Source organism: Streptomyces sp. NPDC003077 (genome assembly GCF_040611095.1).
Lineage (GTDB): Bacteria > Actinomycetota > Actinomycetes > Streptomycetales > Streptomycetaceae > Streptomyces.
Genome location: NZ_JBEXNM010000034.1, coordinates 1 through 22,146 on the forward strand (window position 1 = coordinate 1; position 22,146 = coordinate 22,146).

16 protein-coding genes are annotated in these 22,146 nt (G+C 73.2%); 11 read left to right on the plus strand and 5 right to left on the minus strand.

Features of this window, described 5'->3' with window-relative positions; all coding sequences use genetic code 11:
* Positions 1–69 precede the first annotated feature (69 nt).
* Positions 70–1,101: an ABC transporter substrate-binding protein gene (locus ABZX96_RS22050; protein ID WP_355546948.1), complete on the minus strand. Its 1,032-nt coding sequence runs from the start codon at positions 1,099–1,101 to the stop codon at positions 70–72.
* 458 nt (positions 1,102–1,559) lie between these two features.
* Between ABZX96_RS22050 and ABZX96_RS22055 the strand changes: the two genes are divergently transcribed.
* The 3 genes from ABZX96_RS22055 to ABZX96_RS22065 all read left to right on the plus strand — a co-directional run bounded on the left by ABZX96_RS22055 (position 1,560) and on the right by ABZX96_RS22065 (position 4,772).
* Positions 1,560–2,564: an iron chelate uptake ABC transporter family permease subunit gene (locus ABZX96_RS22055; RefSeq protein ID WP_355546950.1), complete on the plus strand. Its 1,005-nt coding sequence runs from the start codon at positions 1,560–1,562 to the stop codon at positions 2,562–2,564.
* Positions 2,565–2,617: 53 nt separating this feature from the next.
* Positions 2,618–3,685, plus strand: coding sequence for an iron chelate uptake ABC transporter family permease subunit (locus ABZX96_RS22060; RefSeq protein ID WP_355547072.1), 1,068 nt, complete (start codon positions 2,618–2,620; stop codon positions 3,683–3,685).
* Positions 3,686–3,950: 265 nt separating this feature from the next.
* Positions 3,951–4,772 carry an ABC transporter ATP-binding protein gene (locus ABZX96_RS22065; RefSeq protein WP_355546952.1) on the plus strand — a complete coding sequence of 274 codons (822 nt, stop codon included), beginning with the start codon at positions 3,951–3,953 and terminating at the stop codon, positions 4,770–4,772.
* Between the two features lie 166 nt (positions 4,773–4,938).
* Here ABZX96_RS22065 and ABZX96_RS22070 read toward each other — a convergent pair whose 3' ends face one another.
* Entirely contained in the window at positions 4,939–5,286 is a 348-nt protein-coding gene (locus ABZX96_RS22070) for a sterol-binding protein (protein ID WP_355546954.1), read from the minus strand.
* Positions 5,287–5,752: 466 nt separating this feature from the next.
* Here ABZX96_RS22070 and ABZX96_RS22075 point away from each other — a divergent pair, with 466 nt between their 5' ends.
* The 6 genes from ABZX96_RS22075 (at position 5,753) to ABZX96_RS22100 (ending at position 13,281) form a co-directional block, all read left to right on the plus strand.
* Entirely contained in the window at positions 5,753–6,046 is a 294-nt protein-coding gene (locus tag ABZX96_RS22075) for a hypothetical protein (protein ID WP_355547074.1), read from the plus strand.
* A gap of 198 nt (positions 6,047–6,244) precedes the next feature.
* A complete protein-coding gene (locus ABZX96_RS22080) occupies positions 6,245–7,060 on the plus strand; it encodes a TlyA family RNA methyltransferase (RefSeq protein WP_355546956.1) in 816 nt (271 codons plus the stop codon).
* A gap of 221 nt (positions 7,061–7,281) precedes the next feature.
* Positions 7,282–8,235: an NAD kinase gene (locus tag ABZX96_RS22085; protein ID WP_355546958.1), complete on the plus strand. Its 954-nt coding sequence runs from the start codon at positions 7,282–7,284 to the stop codon at positions 8,233–8,235.
* Positions 8,236–8,485: 250 nt separating this feature from the next.
* Entirely contained in the window at positions 8,486–10,213 is a 1,728-nt protein-coding gene (gene recN, locus ABZX96_RS22090; RefSeq protein ID WP_355547076.1) for a DNA repair protein RecN, read from the plus strand.
* A 625-nt stretch (positions 10,214–10,838) separates the two neighbouring features.
* The gene (locus tag ABZX96_RS22095; protein WP_355546960.1) at positions 10,839–11,681 is read left to right on the plus strand and encodes a DUF1206 domain-containing protein; all 843 of its coding nucleotides are present in this window, start codon (positions 10,839–10,841) and stop codon (positions 11,679–11,681) included.
* Positions 11,682–12,150: 469 nt separating this feature from the next.
* Complete coding sequence (locus tag ABZX96_RS22100; RefSeq protein ID WP_355546962.1) at positions 12,151–13,281, plus strand: glycosyltransferase family 4 protein; 1,131 nt, start codon at positions 12,151–12,153, stop codon at positions 13,279–13,281.
* A 251-nt stretch (positions 13,282–13,532) separates the two neighbouring features.
* Here the strand turns inward: ABZX96_RS22100 and ABZX96_RS22105 are convergent, their stop codons facing one another.
* From ABZX96_RS22105 to ABZX96_RS22115, 3 genes are all read right to left on the minus strand, one after another.
* Entirely contained in the window at positions 13,533–15,164 is a 1,632-nt protein-coding gene (locus tag ABZX96_RS22105; RefSeq protein WP_355546964.1) for a PucR family transcriptional regulator, read from the minus strand.
* Between the two features lie 478 nt (positions 15,165–15,642).
* On the minus strand, positions 15,643–16,434 hold the full coding sequence (locus tag ABZX96_RS22110; RefSeq protein WP_355546966.1) for a class I SAM-dependent methyltransferase: 792 nt from the start codon (positions 16,432–16,434) through the stop codon (positions 15,643–15,645).
* Positions 16,435–16,885: 451 nt separating this feature from the next.
* Positions 16,886–18,694 (minus strand): glycoside hydrolase family 15 protein, encoded by a 1,809-nt coding sequence (locus ABZX96_RS22115; protein WP_355546968.1) that lies wholly within the window; start codon positions 18,692–18,694, stop codon positions 16,886–16,888.
* Between the two features lie 567 nt (positions 18,695–19,261).
* Between ABZX96_RS22115 and ABZX96_RS22120 the strand changes: the two genes are divergently transcribed.
* A complete protein-coding gene (locus tag ABZX96_RS22120; RefSeq protein ID WP_355546970.1) occupies positions 19,262–20,941 on the plus strand; it encodes a CTP synthase in 1,680 nt (559 codons plus the stop codon).
* 312 nt (positions 20,942–21,253) lie between these two features.
* Positions 21,254–21,880, plus strand: coding sequence for an NUDIX hydrolase (locus ABZX96_RS22125; RefSeq protein ID WP_355546972.1), 627 nt, complete (start codon positions 21,254–21,256; stop codon positions 21,878–21,880).
* Positions 21,881–22,146: the final 266 nt, after the last annotated feature.

The following is a 22,146-nucleotide window of genomic DNA, read 5'->3' on the forward strand; positions in this document are numbered from 1 at the left end:
CCGGGCCACGGTGCTCGGCCCGGCCGTCGCGGACAACGCCGGCGTGGACTTCCGCCCGCCGCCGGGCTGCTAGCTGACCTTCTTGGCGTTCTCGATGGCCTTGGCGAGCTGCTCGATGAGCGGGGCGGCGCCCGCGTACGAGAAGCGCGGCTCGCTGGACCACGGGGTGATCTGGCCGGCCTTGACGGCGGGGAGCTTGGACCAGGAGGGCTTGGCGGCCAGGTCCTTGGGCTGGAGGGTGGCGGTGCGGTTGTCGAGCATGAGCACGTCGGCCTTGTACTTGTCGGCGTTCTCCCAGCTCAGGCTCTCGAAGTAGTCGCCCTTGTCGAGGTGGTCGGGGACGATGATGTCCACGCCGAGGGACTTGTAGTACATGATGTCGGCGTTGATGCCCGGGTTGGACGCGTAGAAGATGTCGGGGCTGCCGGAGCAGGCCAGCACCCGGACCGGGTTGGACTTGGCGGCCTTGCGCAGCGCGGCGGAGGCGTCCTCGAACCGCTTCTTGGCGTCCACGACCTTCTTGGCCTTGAGGTCGGCGCCCAGGGACTCGGCCAGTTCGGCGTACCGCTCGATGATCTTCACCAGGGGCTTGCGGGACGCGGTCAGGGCCACCGTCTTGGCGAGGCTGACGATCTTGTCCTTGCTCTCGTCCGGCACGAACCACAGGGCGCCCGGCTCGTACATGTTGGTGATGAGCAGATCGGGGTTGAGGCCCGCGTACTTCTCGACGGCGAACTGGTTGTAGGCGTTGCCGATGATGGTGACGCGGTCGACGTCGATGTCGCCGGCCTGCGGGTCGGGCTTGCCGTTCGGCAGCTTCGTCGGGCCGAAGACGCCGACGACCTGCTTGTCCACGCCGAAGTCGTACAGCGCCGCCGCGGTGCCGGTGAAGGCGACGATCCGCTGCGGCGTGGCGGACAGCGAGACCTTCTCCTTGCGGTCGTCCGTGAACGACCAGGCGCCGCCCTTGCCGCCGCCGGAGGCGGAACCCGACCCGCCCTTGTCGCCCCCGCAGGCGGCGAGCAGCGCGCCGATGCCGACGGCGCCGCCGGCGGCGAGGACGCCGCGTCGGGTCATGGTGAGGGTGCGGGGGGTGCTCATGTCGTGTGCTTCTCTCTGGGCGGGTCGGGGAGCGTACGGCGTCGGCGTACGTCCTCGGCGGTGCTCCCGCGGTGGTGTCCGTGGACGCGGCTGCGTCCGTGGGGGCGGTCACGCCCGCGGGGTGTCACGGATATGGAGATGTGGGGTCCGGGTCTGGGGCCGGGTGGTTCCGATATGCGGATCCAGGCGGTTCCGATACGCGGATTCAGACGGTTCCGATATTCCGGTATGTGGATCTGCCGGGTCTGTCGACATCGTCCGCAGGCCGGCGGGCGGTGTGCGACGGTCCCGGCCGACTCCGGGCCGAGGTGGCCGGGACGGGGCCCGAGTGTCCGCGTACGTACGTGCGCATATGCTCGGACAGGTCCCGGAACGACGGCTTGGTCGGGTGATCGTGAGGGTAGGCTAACCTAACCTCCGTGTTGGTTGACAGTCCCCCCGAAGTAACGACGGCCCCCGTGGCACCACAGAGGCGGCAGGCCCTGCGCTCGGTGGGACTGCTCGCCGCGCTGGTACTGCTGGCACTCGTCGCCATCCTCGGCGTCGCCGTCGGCGCCAAACAGATCCCGCTGGACCAGGTCTGGCACGGTGTCTTCCACTACTCGGGCACCGACACCGATGTGATCATCCGGGACGTACGGCTGCCCCGCACCCTCCTCGGGCTGCTGGTCGGCGCCGCCCTCGGGCTCGCGGGCGCGGTGATGCAGGCGCTGACCCGCAACCCCCTCGCGGACCCCGGCGTGCTCGGCATCAACGCCGGCGCCTCCGCCGCCGTCGTCTCCGCGATCACCTTCTTCGGGGTCACCTCGCTCACCGGCTACGTGTGGTTCGCGTTCCTGGGGGCCGCGGTGGTCTCCGCCGCGGTCTACATCCTGGGCGGCACCCGCAGCGCCACGCCCGTCCGGCTCGCGCTGGCCGGCACCGCGCTCACGGCCGTCCTCACCGGCTACCTCAACGCGGTCAACCTCATCAACACCGCCGCGCTGGACAAGATGCGCTTCTGGACGGTCGGCTCGCTGGCCTCCGGCAGTATGACGACGGTCGAGCAGGTGGCGCCGTTCCTCCTCGTCGGGGCCGTGCTCGCGCTGGCCATCGGCCGCCCGCTGAACGCCATCGCGCTCGGCGACGACCAGGCCCGCGCGCTGGGCGCCAAGCTGACCCGCACGCGGATCATGGCGATGGTCGCCGTCACCCTGCTGTGCGGCGGCGCGACCGCGGCCTGCGGCCCGATCGTCTACGTCGGCCTGATGGTCCCGCACGTCGTCCGCGCCCTCACCGGCCCCGACCTGCGCTGGATCCTGCCGTACTCCGCGGTGCTCTCGCCCGTGCTGCTGCTCGGCTCGGACATCATCGGGCGGGTGGTCGCGCGGCCCGGCGAGCTCCAGGTCGGCATCGTGACGGCCGTCATCGGCGGTCCCGTCTTCATCTACCTCGTACGGCGCCGGAGGATGGCCCAGCTGTGATCTCGACTCAGAAGGACGGGCGGACGGCGGAACGGGACGTGCCGGGGCCGACGGTGGCCGGGGAGCCCTCGAAGACCGGTCGGCGCCGGGGCGCGGCCGTGCTGCGGACCCGCGGCGGGCTGTCGGTGCGCCTCGACGTCCGGGCGCTGGTCGCGGGGGCGCTGCTGCTCCTCGTGGCGCTCCTGGCGGCCGTCCTGCTCATCGGCACCGGCGACTTCCCGATGACGCCGAACCAGGTGCTGCACACGCTCCTCGGCGACGGCAGCGCCGCCCAGACGTTCATCGTGCGGGACCTGCGGCTGCCGCGCGTCCTGGTCGGGCTGCTGGTCGGCGCGGCGTTCGGGGTGGCCGGGGCGGTCTTCCAGACGATCTCCCGCAACCCGCTGGGCAGCCCCGACGTGCTGGGCTTCGCCCAGGGCTCGATGGTCGGCGCGCTGGTCGTGATCGTCTACTTCCAGGGCAGCACGGTCGCCGTCGCCGGCGGGTCGGTCGTCGGCGGCCTGGCCACCGGCGGCGCGATCTTCCTGCTCGCCTGGAAGGGCGGCATCCACGGCTACCGCTTCGTCCTGGTCGGCATCGGCGGCGCGGCGATGCTGTACGCCATCGTGCTGTTCCTGATCACCAAGGCCAACATCGTGGAGGCCACCCGCGCCACGGTCTGGATGAACGGTTCGCTCAGCGGGCGGGACTGGGGCCAGGTATGGCCGCTGGCCGTGGTCTGCGCGGTGCTCATCCCGCTGACGCTGCTGTACGGGCGTCCGCTGCGGATGCTGGAGATGGGCGACGACGCGGCGTACGCGCTGGGCGTCCGGGTCAACCGGGTCCGCGTCGTGCTGCTCGTGGCCGCCGTCCTGCTGGTCGCCGCCGGCACCGCGGCGGCCGGGCCGATCTCTTTCGTCGCGCTCACCGCCCCCCAGCTCGCCCGCCGGGCCACCCGCGCGCCCGGCCCCAACCTGCTGCCCTCCGCCCTGATGGGCGCCGCGCTGCTGCTGGCCGCCGACTGGGCCTCGCAGAAGGTGTTCGGCGCGGACCAGGTCGCGGTCGGGGTGGTCACCGGGATGCTGGGAGGCGGGTATCTGCTGTGGCTGCTGGTGGTGGAGCGGCGGAAGGGGCGGATATGACGGGGGAGCGAGCCCGTTCGGCTGTGGGCGGGGAGGGAATCCGTTCGGCTGTGGGCGGTGACGCTTTGGGCGGTGACGAAGCCCGTTCGGCTGTGGGCGGTGACGCTTTGGGCGGCGACGGAAACCGTCCGGTTGTGAGCGGCGACGGAAACCGTTCGTCCGCCGGTGTGGTGGACGGCGGGCGGCCGGTCCGCGACGGGGCCGCCGGGAAGACGGGCGCCACTCGGCCCGATGTGAACTCGAAGACGTTTCAAGGAGCCATGCAGTGAGCCGTCTCACGGCCGAGGGCCTGACCCTCGCCTACGACCAGCGGGTGATCGCCGAGAACCTGTCGGTGGCCATCCCGGACCAGTCCTTCACGGTGATCGTCGGGCCGAACGCCTGCGGCAAGTCCACGCTGCTGCGCGCGCTCTCCCGGATGCTCAAGCCGACCGCCGGGTCGGTGCTGCTGGACGGCGCGGCGATCTCCTCGCTGCCCGCCAAGAAGCTGGCCCGGACGCTGGGCCTGCTGCCGCAGTCCTCGATCGCCCCGGACGGCATCACGGTCGCCGACCTGGTCGCCCGCGGGCGCTACCCGCACCAGGGCCTGCTGCGCCAGTGGTCCGGCGAGGACGAGCGGATCGTCCAGGAGTCGATGGCGGCCACCGGCGTCGGCGAGCTGGCCGGGCGCTACGTGGACGAGCTGTCCGGCGGCCAGCGGCAGCGCGTGTGGATCGCCATGGCGCTCGCCCAGCAGACGCCGCTGCTGCTCCTGGACGAGCCGACGACCTACCTGGACATCCAGCACCAGATCGAGGTGCTGGACCTGTGCGCCACGCTGCACGAGGAGCAGGGCCGCACCCTCGTCGCCGTCCTGCACGACCTCAACCACGCGGCCCGCTACGCGACCCACCTGATAGCCATGCGCGGCGGCGAGATCATCGCCGAGGGCGCGCCCGGCGAGGTGGTCACGGCCGACCTGGTGGAACGGGTCTTCGGGCTGAAGTGCCAGGTCATCGACGATCCCGAGACGGGCACCCCGCTGGTGGTCCCGGCCGCGCGCAAGGCCCGCGTACGGGTGCCGGAGGCTGCGGCCGCCAAGGGGTGAGGGCCCGGGGTGCCTTTGGTTGGCGGCCGTGCGTCGGGAGTACCCGGTCGCGGTACGGGCGGAGGTGCCTCGCGTTCGTCGAGCCGGCTTCCGTCCGTCCGGCTGCGGCAGCGTCCTCAGTCGCGTTCGTCCGGCTGCGGCAGCGTCCTCAACCGCGTCCGTCCGGCTACAGCAGCGTCCTCAGCCGCAGCAGGTCGCGCAGGCCGGCCTCCAGGCGTACCCGGCCGGTGGCCCAGGCCGCGGCGAAGTGGAGCCGTCCGTCCACCAGGGCCACCAGGTCGTCCCCGGACATGGCCAGCCGGATCTGCGCCTTGCCGGGCGGGGGACCGGCGACCTGGGTGACGTCCTGGATGCTGCCGCCCGCCAGGCGGCCCAGGAACGTGGCGTCGAGATCGGTGATGTGGCAGCTCAGTGAGCGGTCCATCGCGGCGGCGCGGCGGACGTCGCCTTCGGCGGCGGAGAGGTTCTGAGCCAGCCGGTCGAGGGCGGCGCGGCATTGTTCCAGAGTGGCCATCGTGATCGACGATACGCCGGGCCGGGGCGATACGGCCCGGTCGTGCGGCTTGGTCATGCGGTCCGGTCGCGGCTTGGTCGTGCGGCGGGTTCGGATGACGGGGCCGCGGGGCGGGGGAGGGGGCCCGCTGTCCATCCGGTGGCTGGTGCGCGGGTGCGGACGGGGTTCGGGGTAGCGTCGGAGCATGCAGGAGCCGAGGCCCGGCGCGGAGCCGGGGGCGCGGGAGAGCGCCGAGGTGGCAGCCGATCGGGAGGCGGCCGGACGCGTGGTGCCCGAGGAGGGGCGACGCGTGGCGCCCGAAGAGGGGCACGGTGTCCGCCCGGCCTCCGGGCGCGCGGACGCGGGGGACGAGCCGGGTGAGGGGGCTTCCTCCGCTGAGCCGGACGAGCGGGGCGGCGTATCGTCCGCGTCGTCCGAGGGGGATGCCGAAGGGGATCACGCCGTGGCGGCTCCGGAGGCGACGGACCTGACAGACACCGCGGACGCCGTCCCCGAGCCGGACCGGGCCGAGCCGCCCGCCCCCCAGCCCCTGGGCATCCCCGTCACGCCCACCGGCGATGCCGCTGTGGACGCCCGGCTGGCGCGGTTGGCAGACGTGGACCACCTCGCCGTGAGCGGTCACCTGCGCGTGTACGAGGATGTGCACCGTGGCCTGCGCGACGTGCTGGCCGGCCTGGACCAGCGTCCGGGCCCGCCTGCCCACGAACCGCATCGCCCGCAGGGATCCCATCGATCTCACGAAGATCATGAGATGCACTGAGCCCACGGGATTCACCGAACCTCCGGGGGAGCCCACGAGACGCGTCGGTTCCGCGAGGTCCACCGAGCCCCCGAAGGTTCACTGATCGCGATCTCGTCAGCTTCACCGACCGCGAAACCCATAACCCCCACGAAACCCATAACCCTCACAAACCCGTCCCCCCCCACAAACCCCACGAGCACAGGAGCTGAACCACAGGTGGCAGGAGTGGCACGACGCCGACTCGACGCGGAGCTGGTGCGCCGCAAGCTGGCCCGTTCGCGGGAGCACGCGAGCCAGCTGATCGCCGCGGGTCGGGTGACCGTCGGCGGGGCGACGGCGACCAAGCCCGCCACGCAGGTGGAGACCAGCGCCGCCCTGGTCGTCCGGGCCGACGAGAACGACCCCGACTACGTCTCGCGCGGCGGGCACAAGCTCGCCGGCGCCTTCGAGGCGTTCGTCCCGCTCGGCCTGAAGATCGAGGGGCGGCGGGCGCTGGACGCGGGCGCCTCCACCGGTGGCTTCACCGACGTCCTGCTGCGGGCCGGTGCCGGGCACGTGGTCGCCGCGGACGTCGGGTACGGGCAGCTCGCCTGGTCGCTGCAGAGCGACGACCGCGTCACCGTGAAGGACCGGACGAACGTCCGCGAACTGACCCTGGAGGACATCGACGGGCAGCCGGTCGACCTCGTGGTCGGGGACCTGTCCTTCATCCCGCTGGGGCTCGTCCTGCCCGCCCTCGTGCGCTGCGCGGCGCCGGACGCCGATCTGGTGCTGATGGTCAAGCCGCAGTTCGAGGTGGGCAAGGAGCGGCTGGGCAGCGGCGGCGTGGTGCGCAGCGCGGAGCTGCGGGCCTCGGCGGTGCGCGGGGTCGCGGAGCGGGCGGCGGCGCTCGGACTGGGCGTGGCGGGCGTGACGGCCAGCCCGTTGCCGGGGCCGTCCGGCAACGTCGAGTACTTTCTGTGGCTGCGCGCCGGGGCGCCCGCACTCGACCCGGCGGATGTCGACCGTGCAGTGGCGGAGGGGCCCCGTTGACCAACACTCAGGCAGTGAACGACGTGGAACAGACACACACGAACCAGGCGGTTGCGGACCATGAGGCAATTAACCGGGCGGGCGACCGCACGGACGGGGACGGGGGAGCGGGCGGCTGGTCCGTTGGGGGGCACCCCGCTTCGGACGAACGGCCCGCTGAGGGCGACCGCTCCGTTTCGGGTGACCAGCTCGTCGGGGACGACCGGACGACGGCCGGCCCGATGGTGAACAGCGCAGCCGCGGGCACCCAGGCCGGGCCCCGGGCCGAGGCAGCGGACGCCCCGACCAACCGCACCGTCTTCCTGCTCGCGCACACCGGCCGCCCCGCGGCCGTCCGCAGCGCCGAGCTCGTCGTGGACGGCCTGCTGCGCAGCGGCATCGGCGTGCGGGTGCTGGCGGAGGAGGCCGCCGACCTGCCGCTGCCGCCCGCCGTCGAGCTGGTCGACTCCGAGCACCACGCGGCCGAGGGCTGCGAGCTCCTGGTCGTCCTCGGCGGTGACGGCACGCTGCTGCGCGGCGCCGACTTCTCCCGCACGTCCGGGGTGCCGATGCTCGGCGTCAACCTCGGCCGGGTCGGCTTCCTGGCGGAGGCCGAGCGGGACGACCTGGACAAGGTCGTCGACCGGGTCGTCACCCGCTCGTACGAGGTCGAGGAGCGGATGACGCTCGACGTCCTCGTCCGCAAGAACGGCAACGTCGTGCACACCGACTGGGCGCTGAACGAGGCCTCGGTGGAGAAGGCCGCGCGGGAGCGGATGCTGGAGGTCGTCACGGAGGTCGACGGCCGCCCGGTGTCCCGCTTCGGCGGTGACGGCGTGGTGTGCGCGACCCCGACCGGCTCGACCGCGTACGCGTTCTCGGCGGGCGGGCCGGTGGTCTGGCCCGAGGTCGAGGCGCTGCTGATGGTCCCGATCAGCGCGCACGCGCTGTTCGCCAAGCCGCTGGTGACCTCGCCGCAGTCCGTGCTGGCGGTGGAGGTCCAGCCGGAGACGCCCAACGGCGTGCTGTGGTGCGATGGCCGGCGCACGGTGGAGCTCCCCGCCGGCGCCCGGGTGGAGGTCCGGCGCGGCGCGGTCCCGGTCCGCCTGGCCCGCCTGCACCACGCGTCCTTCACGGACCGGCTGGTGGCGAAGTTCGCCCTTCCGGTCGCGGGTTGGCGGGGGGCGCCGCAGTAAGGCGGCGGGACGAGGGGCCCGGTCCGGGCGGGGCGAGGGCTACCCGCTGTGGCGTGCGCGGTACCGGGTCCGGCGTAGGCGTACGCCGCCCGGTGTGCCGTTCGCGGCGGCTGTGGAACGGGGGCGGCCTCCGCCCTCCCCCCACCCCGTCCCGTAACCGGACGTACCGTGCGGCACCGCCCCGTGCGGAGGGGGCGGCCGTCGCGGTGCGGGCCCCCTACCTCGTAAGGTCGTACCCGTGTTGGAGGAGATGCGGATCCGGTCCCTGGGCGTCATTGACGATGCCGTCGTCGAGCTGTCGCCGGGTTTCACGGCGGTGACGGGCGAGACGGGCGCGGGCAAGACCATGGTCGTCACCAGCCTCGGACTGCTGCTCGGTGGCCGCGCCGACCCCGCCCTGGTGCGGATCGGCGCCAAGACCGCCGTCGTGGAGGGACGTATCGCCCTCGGGCCGACGGCGCCGGCCGCCGTCCGGGCCGAGGAGGCGGGCGCGGAACTGGACGACGGGGCGTTGCTCATCAGCCGCACGATCTCGGCCGAGGGCCGCTCGCGCGCTCATGTGGGCGGCCGGGCCGTCCCGGTCGGTCTGCTGGGCGAGTTGGCGGACGACCTGGTGGCGGTGCACGGCCAGACCGACCAGCAGGGGCTGCTGCGCCCGGCGCGCCAGCGGCAGGCCCTGGACCGCTACGCGGGCGAGTCGGTCTCCGGCCCGCTCGCCGCGTACACCACCGCCTACCGCAGGCTGCGCGCCGTGACCGCCGAACTGGACGAGCTGACGACCCGGGCGCGCGAGCGGGCCCAGGAAGCCGACCTGCTGCGCTTCGGCCTGGAGGAGATCGCGGCGGTCGAGCCGCTGCCCGGCGAGGACGCCGAACTGGCGGCCGAAGCCGAGCGGCTCGGGCACGCCGAGGCGCTGGCTTCCGCCGCGTCCCAGGCGCACGTCGCGCTGGCCGGCGACCCGGAGGACCCGGAGGGCATCGACGCGACCACGCTGGTGGCCGGGGCGCACCGGGTGCTGGAGGCCGTACGGTCCCACGACCCGGCGCTGGCCGGGCTCGCCGACCGCCTCGGTGAGATCGGCATCCTGCTGTCCGACGTGGCGGGCGAGCTGGCGGGTTACGCGGACGGGCTGGACGCCGACCCGCTGCGGCTGGCCGCCGTCGAGGAGCGCCGGGCCGCGCTGACCCACCTGACGCGCAAGTACGGCGAGGACATCGCGGCGGTGCTGGCCTGGTCCGAGGCGAGCGCAGCGCGGCTGGCGGAACTGGACAACGACGACGACCGGATCGCCGAACTCACGGAGGAACGGGACGCGCTGCGCGCGGAACTGGGCGAGCTGGCCCAGGCGCTGACCGACGCCCGTACGGCGTCGGCGAAGCGATTCGCCGACGCGGTGACCGCCGAACTCGCCGAGCTGGCCATGCCACACGCCCGGGTGAGCGTGGAGATCCGGCAGACCGAGGTCGCCGAGGACGCCGACGGCATCGAGGTCGGCGGCCGGACGGTGGCCTACGGAGCGACCGGCGCGGACGAGGTCGAACTGCTGCTCGCCCCGCACCCGGGCGCCCCGCCGCGCCCCATCGCCAAGGGGGCGTCGGGCGGTGAGCTGTCCCGCGTGATGCTGGCCGTGGAGGTCGTCTTCGCCGGTACGGACCCGGTCCCGACCTACCTCTTCGACGAGGTGGACGCGGGCGTCGGCGGCAAGGCCGCCGTGGAGGTCGGCCGCCGCCTGGCCCGGCTGGCCCGGACCGCGCAGGTCGTCGTCGTCACCCACCTGCCCCAGGTCGCCGCCTTCGCGGACCGCCAGCTCCTGGTCGAGAAGACCAACGACGGGTCCGTGACGCGCAGCGGCGTCACCGTCCTGGAAGGCGAGGACCGGGTCCGCGAACTGTCCCGGATGCTCGCCGGGCAGGAGGACTCGGAGACGGCCCGGGCGCACGCGGAGGAACTGCTGGAGACGGCGCGGGCGGGGCGCTGAGGGGCGGGGGATCTTTCTTGCTGTCTTCTCCGCGGGGTGGGTGGCTCCGGTGGGTGGGTGGCCCTCCGGTGGGTGGGTGGCTCCGCCGGGTGGGTGGCCTTTCCGTGCCGGTCTTTCCGCAGGGTGGGCGGTCCTCCGCCGGGTGGGCGGCTGACCGTCCGGAGGTGGGTGGCCTTTTCGCGGGGGCGGTGATCCTCTGGCGAGGGGGCGGCCTTCCCGTGCCTCCTCTCCGTGCCGTTCTCTCCGCCGGGTGGGTGGTCCCTTGAAGGGGGGGCGGCCTTCCGTGGGGTGGGCGGGCCTCCTGTGGGACGGGTGGCCGGGGCGGCTCTTCTGTATGGCGGGCGGGCCTCCCGTAGGACGGGAGGCTTTCCTGTAGGGCAGGTGGCGCTCCTGTAGGACAGGCGGCGCTCCTGTAGGACAGGCGGCGCTCCCGTAGGACAGGCGGCGCTCCCGTAGGACGGGTGGCCCTCGCACCCCGTCGTCCTCCCTCCCGAACCATCCGGAAGCCGTCCGCGCCCGGGGCTCTCGCGGCGGTCCGCGGCCCCCGGGTTTCCCCGCGCCTCTTGCGGGCACGCGGTGCTCCGTGCCGCCGGGCAGGTGACCCGGTGGCGGGGAGGGGCAGTGCATGGACGCGACGGAAGCGTTACCGTCCGCCGGGCGCGGGGCGGTCCGCAGGGCCGCGCGCAGCCCCGCCGTGGAGGCCGCGGCGCGCGGGGGTTTCGTCGCCCGCGGGGTGATCCACCTCTTGGTGGGCGTGCTGGCGGTGCGCGTCGCCTTCGGTGACACCGGCCAACAGGCCGATCGCGGCGGGGCGCTGGCGGAGCTGGCGAGGCAGCCGTTCGGCGAGGTCCTGATCTGGACGTTGGGCGTCGGACTGGCCGGGATGGCGCTGTGGCGGCTCTCTGAGGTCGTCGTCGGCGCGGCCGGGCCCGAGGGGAAGAAGGCCGGAAAACGGCTGCTCTCGGCCGTGCGCTGCGTCTTCTACGCCGTCGTCGCCTTCTCCGTCCTGTCCTTCGCCGCCGGCGAGCAGGGCAGCGGGAGCGGGGGCAGTGACCGGCAGTCCCGCGACGTGACGGCGCGGGCCATGGAGCTCCCGGGCGGCCGGTGGGGCGTGGGGGTGGCCGGAGCGGTGATCGTCGGGGCCGGAATCTGGATCGGCGTGCAGGCCGCCCGGCGTTCCTTCCGCAAACGCCTCCGCCGTGACGAGATGTCTCCCGCGATGAAACGACTTGTCGACATTCTCGGAGTGGCGGGCGGCGTCGCGCGCGGCGGGGTGCTCGCGGTGGCCGGGGCGTTCCTGATCCGGGCGGCGGCCGAGTTCGACCCTCAGGACGCGAAGGGCATGGACGACACGCTGCGTTCCTTCGCCGACACCCCGGCCGGGCCGTGGCTGCTGGTCGTCATCGCGCTCGGGCTGGCGCTGTTCGGCCTCTTCTCCTTCGCCGTGGCTCGGTGGCGGCGGGTGTGATCGTGGCCGGGGAGGGCCGGGTGTGACGCGGACGACGCCCTCCGCAGCCGACAGCCAATAACCGATAGCCGACAGCCGACCGGACCGCGTGCCAGGGCGTCCTGCCGTACACCTCCCGCACCGGCAAGGTGGCCGGACCCGAGCGCCGCGCACCAGACCCTCCCGGCACGCCGTTCCCGAATGACCACCAGGACCACCCGGGCCGACCGACCACCGCCCCGGGCACAAGCGTTCCCCACCCCTCCGGCACGCCCGGACCCCGTACCCTCCTCGGTGGACCATGTGGGGGTCCCACCTGCGATGGAGCGGGGCGCGCCACCCGTTACCCCTAGCGGGAGGCCCCGGAGCACGGACGCGGGCTGGCATCCTGGGCGCAGCGCGTACGACGTCCCGGCCCGGTCGCGGGCACGCGCCGCCACGGCCCGTACGCTTCCGGTCCTCCGTACGTCCTCGAACCAGGAGCCCCGCCGTGACCAGCACCCCGGCCCCGTCGCACGGTCAGCCGCCGCTGCGTGCGGTCCAGGTGCTGGGCCGCGGCAGCGCGGGGAGCGCCGCGCACGTCCGTTCGCTGGCCGCCGGGCTGGTCGCCCGGGGCGTGCGGGTGACGGTCTGCGCGCCGTCCGACACCGAGCACGCGTACGACTTCACGGGCACGGGCGCCCGCTTCGAACGGGTGCCGCCGTGTGCGGACCCCGGCAGCGTGGCCTCCCTGCGGACGGTCTGCGACGACGCCGACCTCGTGCACGCGCACGGCCTGCGGGCCGGGCTGCGCGCCTCGTTGGCGCTGAACGGCACGAAGGGCCGCCGTGTCCCGCTCGTCATCACCTGGCACACCAAGGCGCTCGCCGAGGGCCCGCAGGCCCGGCTCGTCCACCTGTTGGAGCGCAGGGTGGCGCGGACCGCCGCGGTGGTCCTGGGTGCTTGCTCCGACCTGGTGGACCGGGCCCGCGAACGCGGCGCCCGGGACGCGCGCCTGGCCCCCATCGCCCTGCCCGGCCGGAGCCCGGGCGGTCCGGAGCCGGCCGCGCGCGACCGCTTCCGCCGGGCGGAACTGGGGGCCGCGGGGCGCCCGTTGGTCCTCGTCGTCGGCCGGCTGGACCGTCACCAGGGCCTCGACTTCCTCCTGGACGCGGCCGGCGGCTGGCGGTCGCTGGACCCGCCGCCCCTGGTCGCCGTCGCCGGTGAGGGCGAGCTGCGCCCCGCCCTGCAACGCCGGGTGGTGGCCGAACGGTTGCCCGTCCGCCTGCTCGGCCGCCGCGACGACGTGCCGGAACTCCTCGCCGCCGCCGACCTGGTGGTGGTCCCCAGCCGCTGGGAAGGCCGCTCGCTGATCGCCCAGGAAGCCCTGCGCGCGGGCGTGCCCCTGGTGGCCACCGACGTCGGCGGCACCCGCGAACTGGTCGACCGGGCCGCGGAACTCGTCCCGTACGGCGACGCCCCCGCCCTCTCCCGCACGGTCGCCGCCCTGCTGGCCGACCCCGCCCGCCGCGCGGCCCTGGCCGCCGCCGGCCGCGCCCAGGCCGCCGGCTGGCCGACGGAGGACGACGTGGTGGCCCAGATCCTCAGCGTGTACGACGAGCTGACGCAACCGGGGCAGTGAGGACGGGGGCGGCCGGGGGCTGAGGGATCGCCGCCTGGTCGCTGCGGGATCGGCCGTCTGGTCTGAGGTCCCGGCCATCCGGTCACTGAGGTATCGGCCGTCCGGTCGTCGAGGATCGGGTCCCGCCCCGCGCGACGGGGCGGTGAGGACGGAGAGCCGCCCGGTCGCCGAGGAAACAGGCCCCACCCCGCGCGCCCCTTACGGATGCCGGATCTGATCCCACCACCCGCGCGCCCCGCCCGAAGTGGTGCTCACCGCCCCGTATGCCGCCGTGCCCGCAACGCCACCCGCAGCCCCAGCACCGTCTGCGGATCGTCCAGGTCCGTGCCCAGCAGCTGGGCGATCCTGGCCAGCCGGTCGTACAGCGTCTGCCGGTTGACGTTCAGGTCGCGCGCCGTCTCCGCCTTGCGGCCCGCGCGAGCCAGGTACGCCTCCAGGGTGGGGAGCAGCGGCTGGCGCGCGGTTTGGTCGTGGGTGAGCAGCGGGCCGATGGCGCGCGTCACGAAGGCCGCCAGGTCGTCGTGCTCGCGCATCCGCCAGAGCAGGAGTTCGATGTCCAGGCGGCGCGCGTCGTGCCAGGGCTGGTCCGGGAGCCCCTGCGCGGCGGCGGCTGCCTCCGCGGCGTGCCGCAGGCCCGGGCCCGCCGCCGCCCAGTCGCCCGCCGCGCCGACCACCACCACCGGCCGCCGGTCCGCGGGCCGGGGCGGCGCGGCCCGCCGGAACCCCGCGTGCAGCGCCTCGGCGACCCGATCGGCGACGGCCTCCCGCTGCCCGGCGTCCCGCAGCCCCACCAGCAGCGGAACCCGCCCCTCCACCGGCCGCACGCCCAGCAGCACGGGCGCCCCCAGGGCCGTCAGCTCCTCCCGCAGCGCCTGTGCGAGCAGCGCCCAGTCACCGGGCCCGGGCAGCCCGGAGGACAGGCCCATGACCACCGGCAGCACCGGGCCCGCCGGACCGGTACCGGCCCGGAAGCCGAGCAGCCGGGCCTGCCCCGGCGCGTCGGCGGCGGTGATCCGGCCCTCCGCGAGATCGGCGAGGAAGTCGCCGCGCCCCCGGGCGGCGAGCACCTCCTCCTGCCGCGACTGGAGCATGACCACGGCCAGCAGGTCGGCGGCGCGCTCGGCCACGATGCGGTGCACCGGCGCGAGCGGCCCGCGGACCGGCAGCAGGACGAGCCGCGCGCGGACGGCCTCGGGCCCGTGGCCGCCACCGGGCACGTCCACCCGCAACCCGGTGCCGCGCAGCCCCTCCCACGCCCGCAGCGGATCGGCGTCACCCGGGGCCGCCGTCTCGTCCCCGTCCGGGCCCGCCGCGTACAGGGGGCTGCCGTCGGGGGCCTCCAGGCACAGCGGGTTGCCGGTGAAGGCGGCCAGCAGCCGCAGCACCTCGGGGGTGCCGCCGCCGCGCAGCAGCACGTCGGTGCACCGCCGCAGCACGTCGTCGGCGCGCCGCAGCAGCGCGTAGTGCCCGTTGACGATCGCGGTGTGGATCTCCTCGGTGACGGTGACGTAGGGGACCTCGCGGTGCAGCTGGATCAGCGGCAGCCCGCACGCCCGCGCCGCCTCCACCAGCGCCGTGGGCAGCGTCTCGAACCGGGAGCCCAGCTCCACCACGAGGGCCGCGATGTCGCGGTCGGCCAGGTTGCGGACGAATCTGCGCTGCTCGGAGGGGCGGGCACCCAGCCCCAGGCCGGTCGTCAGCAGCAGCTCGCCGCCCTTGAGCAGCGAGGCGATGTTCGGCACCTCACCGGCGTGCACCCACCGCACCGCCCGGTCCAGCCGCCGCTGCCCGGCCAGCACCTCCGGCAGCCCGCGCCGCAGCGCGGGCAGCTCCAGCGCCCTGCGTACCGTGATCTCCGCTTCGGTGTTCACTTCCGGCCCCATGGCGGGGAACGGTACCGGTAGGAGTCCAAGTGGAGGGCGGGGGTCCGTTTGGGGCCGTCTCCTCGTGGTGGTCCGGCCGTTGCCGCCGGGTCCGTGCCGCCCCGGTGAGCGCGGGTGCGGACTCTTGGGCGGGTGGTTTTTGGGTGCCGGTGAACGCCGGGGGCGTTGTCCTCAATCGCCGGACGGGCTTGATTCTGCCGGGCCGCCGACCGTCAGCCGGGGCGGAGGGATGGGGCCCGGCCCCCAGGCAGAGCCCCGGCCCCGTAGCTTTCCGGTAGCTGACGCCCCGTTAGTTCCTCCGACCTGGGATTTTATGATCCATTTCTACCGTTGTGTCGGTGGCTTCGTCCCGTGGCGCTGTCGTTTTCCTCGGAGTTCAGAGTGAGGGGGCTCGACGAAGTCAGTGGGGGTCGGGCCGGCACAGCGCTGCACTCGGCCCTTGGGAAACATGGCCGTCTCGGCCGTCCTCATGGCCGGGTCAGCCCGGCTTGACCGCCAGCGTCGCAAAATAGTGCGACATGTATGGAGCGGACGCGTTGGATTGGTGCGGCGCTTCCGTGAAGCCGGTGAGGACGAAACCCGCGGCGAGTTGCCCGCCGATCTGGTCGGTGAGGGTGTGGCTGTATTCAAGGGCGGCATCCGCGCCGAACTTCGCGGCGCGTTCCTCGGCGGAGTACTGCGTGACATCGCTGTAGGGCAGCTTGTGCACGACGATCATCTCGCCGCGCTCGTCGAGCGCCTCGTGGTCGAACAAGTACACATCGGGGTTGAGGAAGCCCGCGAGCAGAGTTCCGCCCGATCGCAGGACGCGGAAGCACTCACGCCACACCAGTGCCACGTCCGGTACGAACAGGTTGGAGACCGGATGGAATACGACGTCGAAAGTCGCGTCGCCGAAGGCGCTGAGGTCGCGCATGTCGCCCAGAACGGTGCGCAGCTCAAGTTTGTCGCGCGCCGCCACCATCTGGTCCTGGCCGAGCTGGCGGGGTGAGTTGTCGAACACGGTGACCCGCGCCCCCGCGGCGGCGAGGATCGGACCCTGCTGGCCACCGCCGGAGGCCAGGCACAACACGTCCTTGCCGGTCAGGTCCGTCGGCAGCCAGGAGCGGTCGACCGGCTCACGCCCGATGAGAACAATCGACCAGTCGCCCATGCGGGCGCGCTCGACATCCTCGGCACTCACCGGCCTCGACCACTCGCTGCCCTCTTGGACATACCTGTCCCAGGCTGCCCGATTGTGGGAAACGGGGTCGACAACGATGTCCTGCACGTTTGACTCCCTGCTACGCCGGCTGCCAAACGCTGACGTCGGGCTGGTGGCCTCTTTGCGTGATCTTTCCCAAGTCCTCTGGAAAATTTCGCTCATTCCTTGAAGGTCTGAGAGTGATGGTGACGCCAAGTCCTCCAGTACACACTCGTCGGCCTGCCGGACACTCACCTGCGCCGACGCGGCCAAACCCGGTCGTGCTCACCTGACCCCCAGCCCTGCGTCCTCCACGGCGGCCTGATCGGCCCGAACGCTGCCGGCCGCACCGGTCGTCCGCGTTGACGACGACCGGGACGCTCCGGGACACGAAGAGTGCAACTGCTTGAGTCGGAGGCGTGGATCCCGCCCACCTGCCGTATCCGGCACGGCCACGACATCCCCGCGCGGATTCCGACACGGGGAGCGGGATCCCCACACCTACCTACGCGCACGGGGACCGGGAACCCACACCTACCTACACCCCATAAGCCCCACTGGCCGTAAGCCGCAGTGCCGTGTCGATCAGGGGCACATGGCTGAACGCCTGGGGGAAGTTGCCCACCTGGCGTTGGGCGCGGGAGTCCCACTCCTCGGCCAGGAGGCCCAGGTCGTTGCGGAGGGAGAGCAGGCGTTCGAAGAGTTTGCGGGCCTCCTCGACGCGGCCGATCATCGCCAGGTCGTCGGCCAGCCAGAACGAGCAGGCCAGGAACGCGCCCTCGTCGCCTTCCAGGCCGTCGACGCCCGCGTCCTCGCCGGAGGTGGGGTAGCGCAGGACGAAGCCGTCGGGGGTGCCCAGTTCGCGCTGGATGGCCTCGATGGTGCCGATGACGCGCTTGTCGTCGGGGGGGAGGAAGCCCATCTGCGGGATGAGGAGCAGGGAGGCGTCCAGTTCCCGGGAGCCGTAGGACTGGGTGAAGGTGTTGCGCTCGGGGTCGTAGCCCTTCTCGCAGACCTCGCGGTGGATGGTGTCGCGCAGCGTGCGCCAGCGCTCCAGGGGGCCGTCCACGTCGCCGGACTCGATGAGTTTGATCGTGCGGTCCACGGCGACCCAGGTCATGACCTTGGAGTGGACGAAGTGGCGCTTGGGGCCGCGGACCTCCCAGATGCCCTCGTCCGGGTCCTGCCAGTGCTGCTCGACCCATTCGATCAGCTTGAGCTGGAGCATGGAGGCGTAGTCGTTGCGGGCCAGGCCGGTGTTGTGGGCCAGGTGCAGCGCCTCGATGACCTCGCCGTACACGTCGAGCTGGACCTGGCCGGCGGCGCCGTTGCCGATCCGGACGGGCGTGGAGTTCTCGTAGCCGGGCAGCCAGCTCAGCTCGTTCTCGCCGAGTTCCCGCTCGCCTGCGATGCCGTACATGATCTGGAGGTTCTCCGGGTCGCCGGCGACCGCGCGCAGCAGCCACTCGCGCCAGGCGCGGGCCTCCTCGCGGTAGCCGGTGCGCAGCAGCGAGGAGAGGGTGATCGCGGCGTCGCGGAGCCAGGTGAAGCGGTAGTCCCAGTTGCGGGAGCCGCCGATGTCCTCGGGCAGGGAGGTGGTCGGCGCGGCGACGATGCCGCCGGTCGGCGTGTACGTGAGGGCCTTGAGGGTGATCAGCGAGCGGACCACCGCGTCCCGGTACGGCCCGTGGTACGTGCACTGCTCGACCCACTCGCGCCAGAACTCCTCGGTGGCCTCCAGCGCGGCCTCCGCGTCCGGCACCGGCGGCGGCTCGTGGTGCGAGGCCTGCCAGCTGATCGCGAAGGCGACCCGCTCGCCGGCGGAGACGGTGAAGTCGGAGTAGGTGGTGAGGTCCTTGCCGTAGGTCTCGGCACCGGCGTCCAGCCACACCGAGTCGGGGCCGGCCACCGCGGCCGTCCGGGAGTCCACCTTGTGCACCCACGGCACGACCCACCCGTAGGAGAACCGCAGCCGCAGCGCCGAGCGCATCGGCACCCGGCCGCTGACGCCCTCCACGATGCGGATGACCTTCGGCGCGCCGTCCCGGGGCGGCATGAAGTCGATCACGCGGACGGTGCCGCGCGGGGTGTCCCACTCGGACTCCAGGACGAGGGAGTCGCCCTGGTAGCGCCGGCGGTCGGCGGGGGCGGGCTCCCCCTGGGGGCTGTACGCGGGCCCCAGCCGCCAGAATCCGTGTTCCTCGGTGCCCAGCAGCGCCGCGAACGCCGCCGGTGAGTCGAATCGCGGCAGGCAGAGCCAGTCCAGGGTGCCGTCACGGCACACCAGACCGGCGGTCTGCATGTCGCCGATGAGTGCGTAGTCCTCGATCCGCCCGGCCACGTGCATCTCCCGTCGAACTCACTGGAGGGACGCCCCCCTGGGGACGTGTGATCTTCCGTCCTGACCATGAAACTGCGTCGAGCGTCGGGTCCGGAAATCGGGCGGGACTGCGCCGTGCCGGATGGCTCGTAGGGAAGGCGAAGGCCCGGAACGGACCCGCGCGTTCAGGTGCCCGAGCAGAATACGACGCACACGAGTGATCCGCGCGCCCACCGGGGCGCGTGTGACGGGCCGAACGGGTGGCCGCGGCGGGCGTGGCCACCCGGCGGTGCCGACGGGGTGGCGATCATCCGTACGAGTGGCCGGAACGGGCCGGCGGCGGGGCGCCGGGGAGCGGCCCCGGCCACCCTCCGGCAGCCCAGAAGTGGATCTTGAACGGGCGCGCCCGTCCGCGTCACCGGGCGTGGCCGGGCGCGACCACGCCCGGTCGCTGATAGCCTGGTACCCCGTGGACGGTGGGCCTCAGCAGTAGCCGCGGCACCCCCGCACCGCAGCGAAAGGCACCCCTCGCAGAGCCGGGGGCAAGGCCGAATCGCACCCCTCACCAGCGACCACGGGAGCTCCCTCTTGGCCATGCCGCCCAAATCCTCGACGACCAAGCACCTCTTCGTCACCGGGGGCGTCGCCTCCTCGCTCGGCAAGGGGCTCACCGCCTCCAGCCTGGGAGCGCTGCTGAAGGCTCGGGGCCTTCGGGTCACGATGCAGAAGCTGGACCCGTACCTGAACGTCGACCCCGGCACGATGAACCCGTTCCAGCACGGTGAGGTCTTCGTCACCGACGACGGCGCCGAGACCGACCTGGACATCGGCCACTACGAGCGCTTCCTGGACGTGGACCTGGACGGGTCCGCGAACGTCACCACCGGCCAGGTCTACTCCACCGTGATCGCCAAGGAGCGGCGCGGCGAGTACCTGGGCGACACCGTGCAGGTCATCCCGCACATCACCAACGAGATCAAGCACCGCATCCGGCGTCTGGCCACCGACGACGTGGACGTCGTCATCACCGAGGTCGGCGGCACGGTCGGCGACATCGAGTCGCTGCCGTTCCTGGAGACCGTGCGCCAGGTCCGGCACGAGGTCGGCCGGGACAACGTCTTCGTCGTGCACATCTCGCTGCTGCCCTACATCGGCCCCTCCGGCGAGCTGAAGACCAAGCCGACCCAGCACTCCGTCGCCGCGCTGCGCAACATCGGCATCCAGCCGGACGCCATCGTGCTGCGCGCCGACCGCGAGGTGCCCGCCGCCATCAAGCGCAAGATCTCGCTGATGTGCGACGTGGACGAGGCCGCGGTCATCGCCTGCCCGGACGCCCCCTCCATCTACGACATCCCCAAGGTCGTGCACGCCGAGGGCCTGGACGCCTACGTCGTCCGCAAGCTGGACCTGCCGTTCCGCGACGTGGACTGGACCCAGTGGGCCGACCTGCTGGACCGCGTCCACAACCCCCGGCACGAGGTCAAGGTCGCGCTGGTCGGCAAGTACATCGACCTGCCCGACGCGTACCTGTCGGTCACCGAGGCGCTGCGGGCCGGCGGTTTCGCCAACCGCGCCAAGGTGTCCATCAAGTGGGTCACCTCGGACGACTGCAAGACCCCGGCCGGCGCCCGTGAGCAGCTCGGCGACTGCGACGCGATCTGCGTCCCCGGCGGCTTCGGCGACCGCGGCGTGGACGGCAAGGTCGGCGCGATCACCTACGCCCGCGAGAACAAGATCCCGCTGCTGGGCCTGTGCCTGGGCCTCCAGTGCGTGGTCATCGAGGCGGCGCGCAACCTGGCGGGCATCGCGGAGGCCAACTCCACCGAGTTCGACCCCGCCACCGCCCACCCGGTGATCTCCACCATGGCCGAGCAGATGGACATCGTCGCCGGTCAGGGCGACCTGGGCGGCACCATGCGGCTGGGCCTGTACCCGGCGAAGCTGGCCGAGGGCTCCATCGTCCGCGAGGTCTACGACGACCAGCCGTACGTCGAGGAGCGCCACCGCCACCGCTACGAGGTCAACAACGCCTACCGCGCCGAGCTGGAGCAGAAGGCGGGCCTGGTGTTCTCCGGCACCTCCCCGGACAACAAGCTGGTGGAGTACGTGGAGTACCCGCGCGAGGTCCACCCGTACCTGGTCGCCACCCAGGCGCACCCCGAGCTGCGCTCCCGGCCGACCCGTCCGCACCCGCTGTTCGCCGGCCTGGTGAAGGCCGCCGTCGAGCGCAAGACGGGCGCGGGCACCACGGGCAAGAAGGCCGCGCAGAAGTAAGAAGAAGAGAAGAAGCGAAGACAGAGAAGCAAGGACTTCTTACTCGGTTCTTCGGGCGCCACGGCGCCACGCGCGGGGGCGCCCGCGCGGACGTTTTACGGTTGCCGGGGTACGGACCATCGCGGTCCGTGCCCCGGTTTCCGCGTTCCCGGGTGACGACAGCCGCCGTACCGGGCACCGGAGACCCCGGTGCCGCCGGGCGCCGCGCACGTCGGACCCGGCCGGCCCGGGCGTACGGAAGGCAATTCCGGGCGCCGCACCGCCACCGTTCCTCCGGGGCGGCGCGGCCCCGCGTCGACGAGGAGGATGTGCATGGCCGTCAAGGACACGCCCGAGGAGTGGCAGGTCACCGGGACCAGGACGCCGTTCGAGGGCAAGAAGACCGGCGTCCGGTCGGACGACGTCGTGATGCCCGACGGCTCCACCGCCACCCGGGACTACCAGGTCCACCCCGGTTCGGTGGCGGTGCTCGCCCTCGACGACGAGGGCCGGGTGCTGGTGCTGCGGCAGTACCGGCACCCCGTTCGGCACAAGCTCTGGGAGCTCCCCGCCGGGCTGCTGGACGTCCCCGGCGAGAACCCGCTGCACGCGGCGCAGCGCGAGCTGTACGAGGAAGCCCACGTCAAGGCCGAGGACTGGCGGGTCCTCGTCGATCTCTACACCAGCCCGGGCGGCTCCGACGAGGCCGTACGGGTCTTCCTCGCGCAGGGGCTCTCCGCGGCGGAGGGCGAGCGGTTCGAGGCCGTGGGGGAGGAGGCGGACATGGAGCTGGCCCGGGTGCCGGTCGGTGACCTGGTGCGCGGCGCGCTCGCCGGGGAGCTGCACAACACGTGCCTGGTGGCCGGCGTCCTGGCGCTGACGGCGGCGCGGGCGGGCGACGGCCTGGACGCGCTGCGCCCGGCCGAGGCCCCGTGGCCGGCGCGGCCCTTCGAGGCGTAGGGCGGTGGGGGCCGCGCACGCTCGGTGATGTGGCTGGTTCGTGGTGGTCGGGGGGTGGCCGGTTCGTGGCGCCGGTATTCGGACGCGTGGGGAGCCGGTTTCCGGTCGTGGGGGAGCCGGTTTCCGATCGAGAGAGCCGGTTTCCGGACGTGGCGAGCCGGTCTTTGCACGCGGGGACGAGGCGCGGCCGAGGCCCCACCCCGCCGGTCAGATCATCCACTGATCCGATTGAGGGACCAACAGCCCTGGCCATCCGGGGTTGTGAC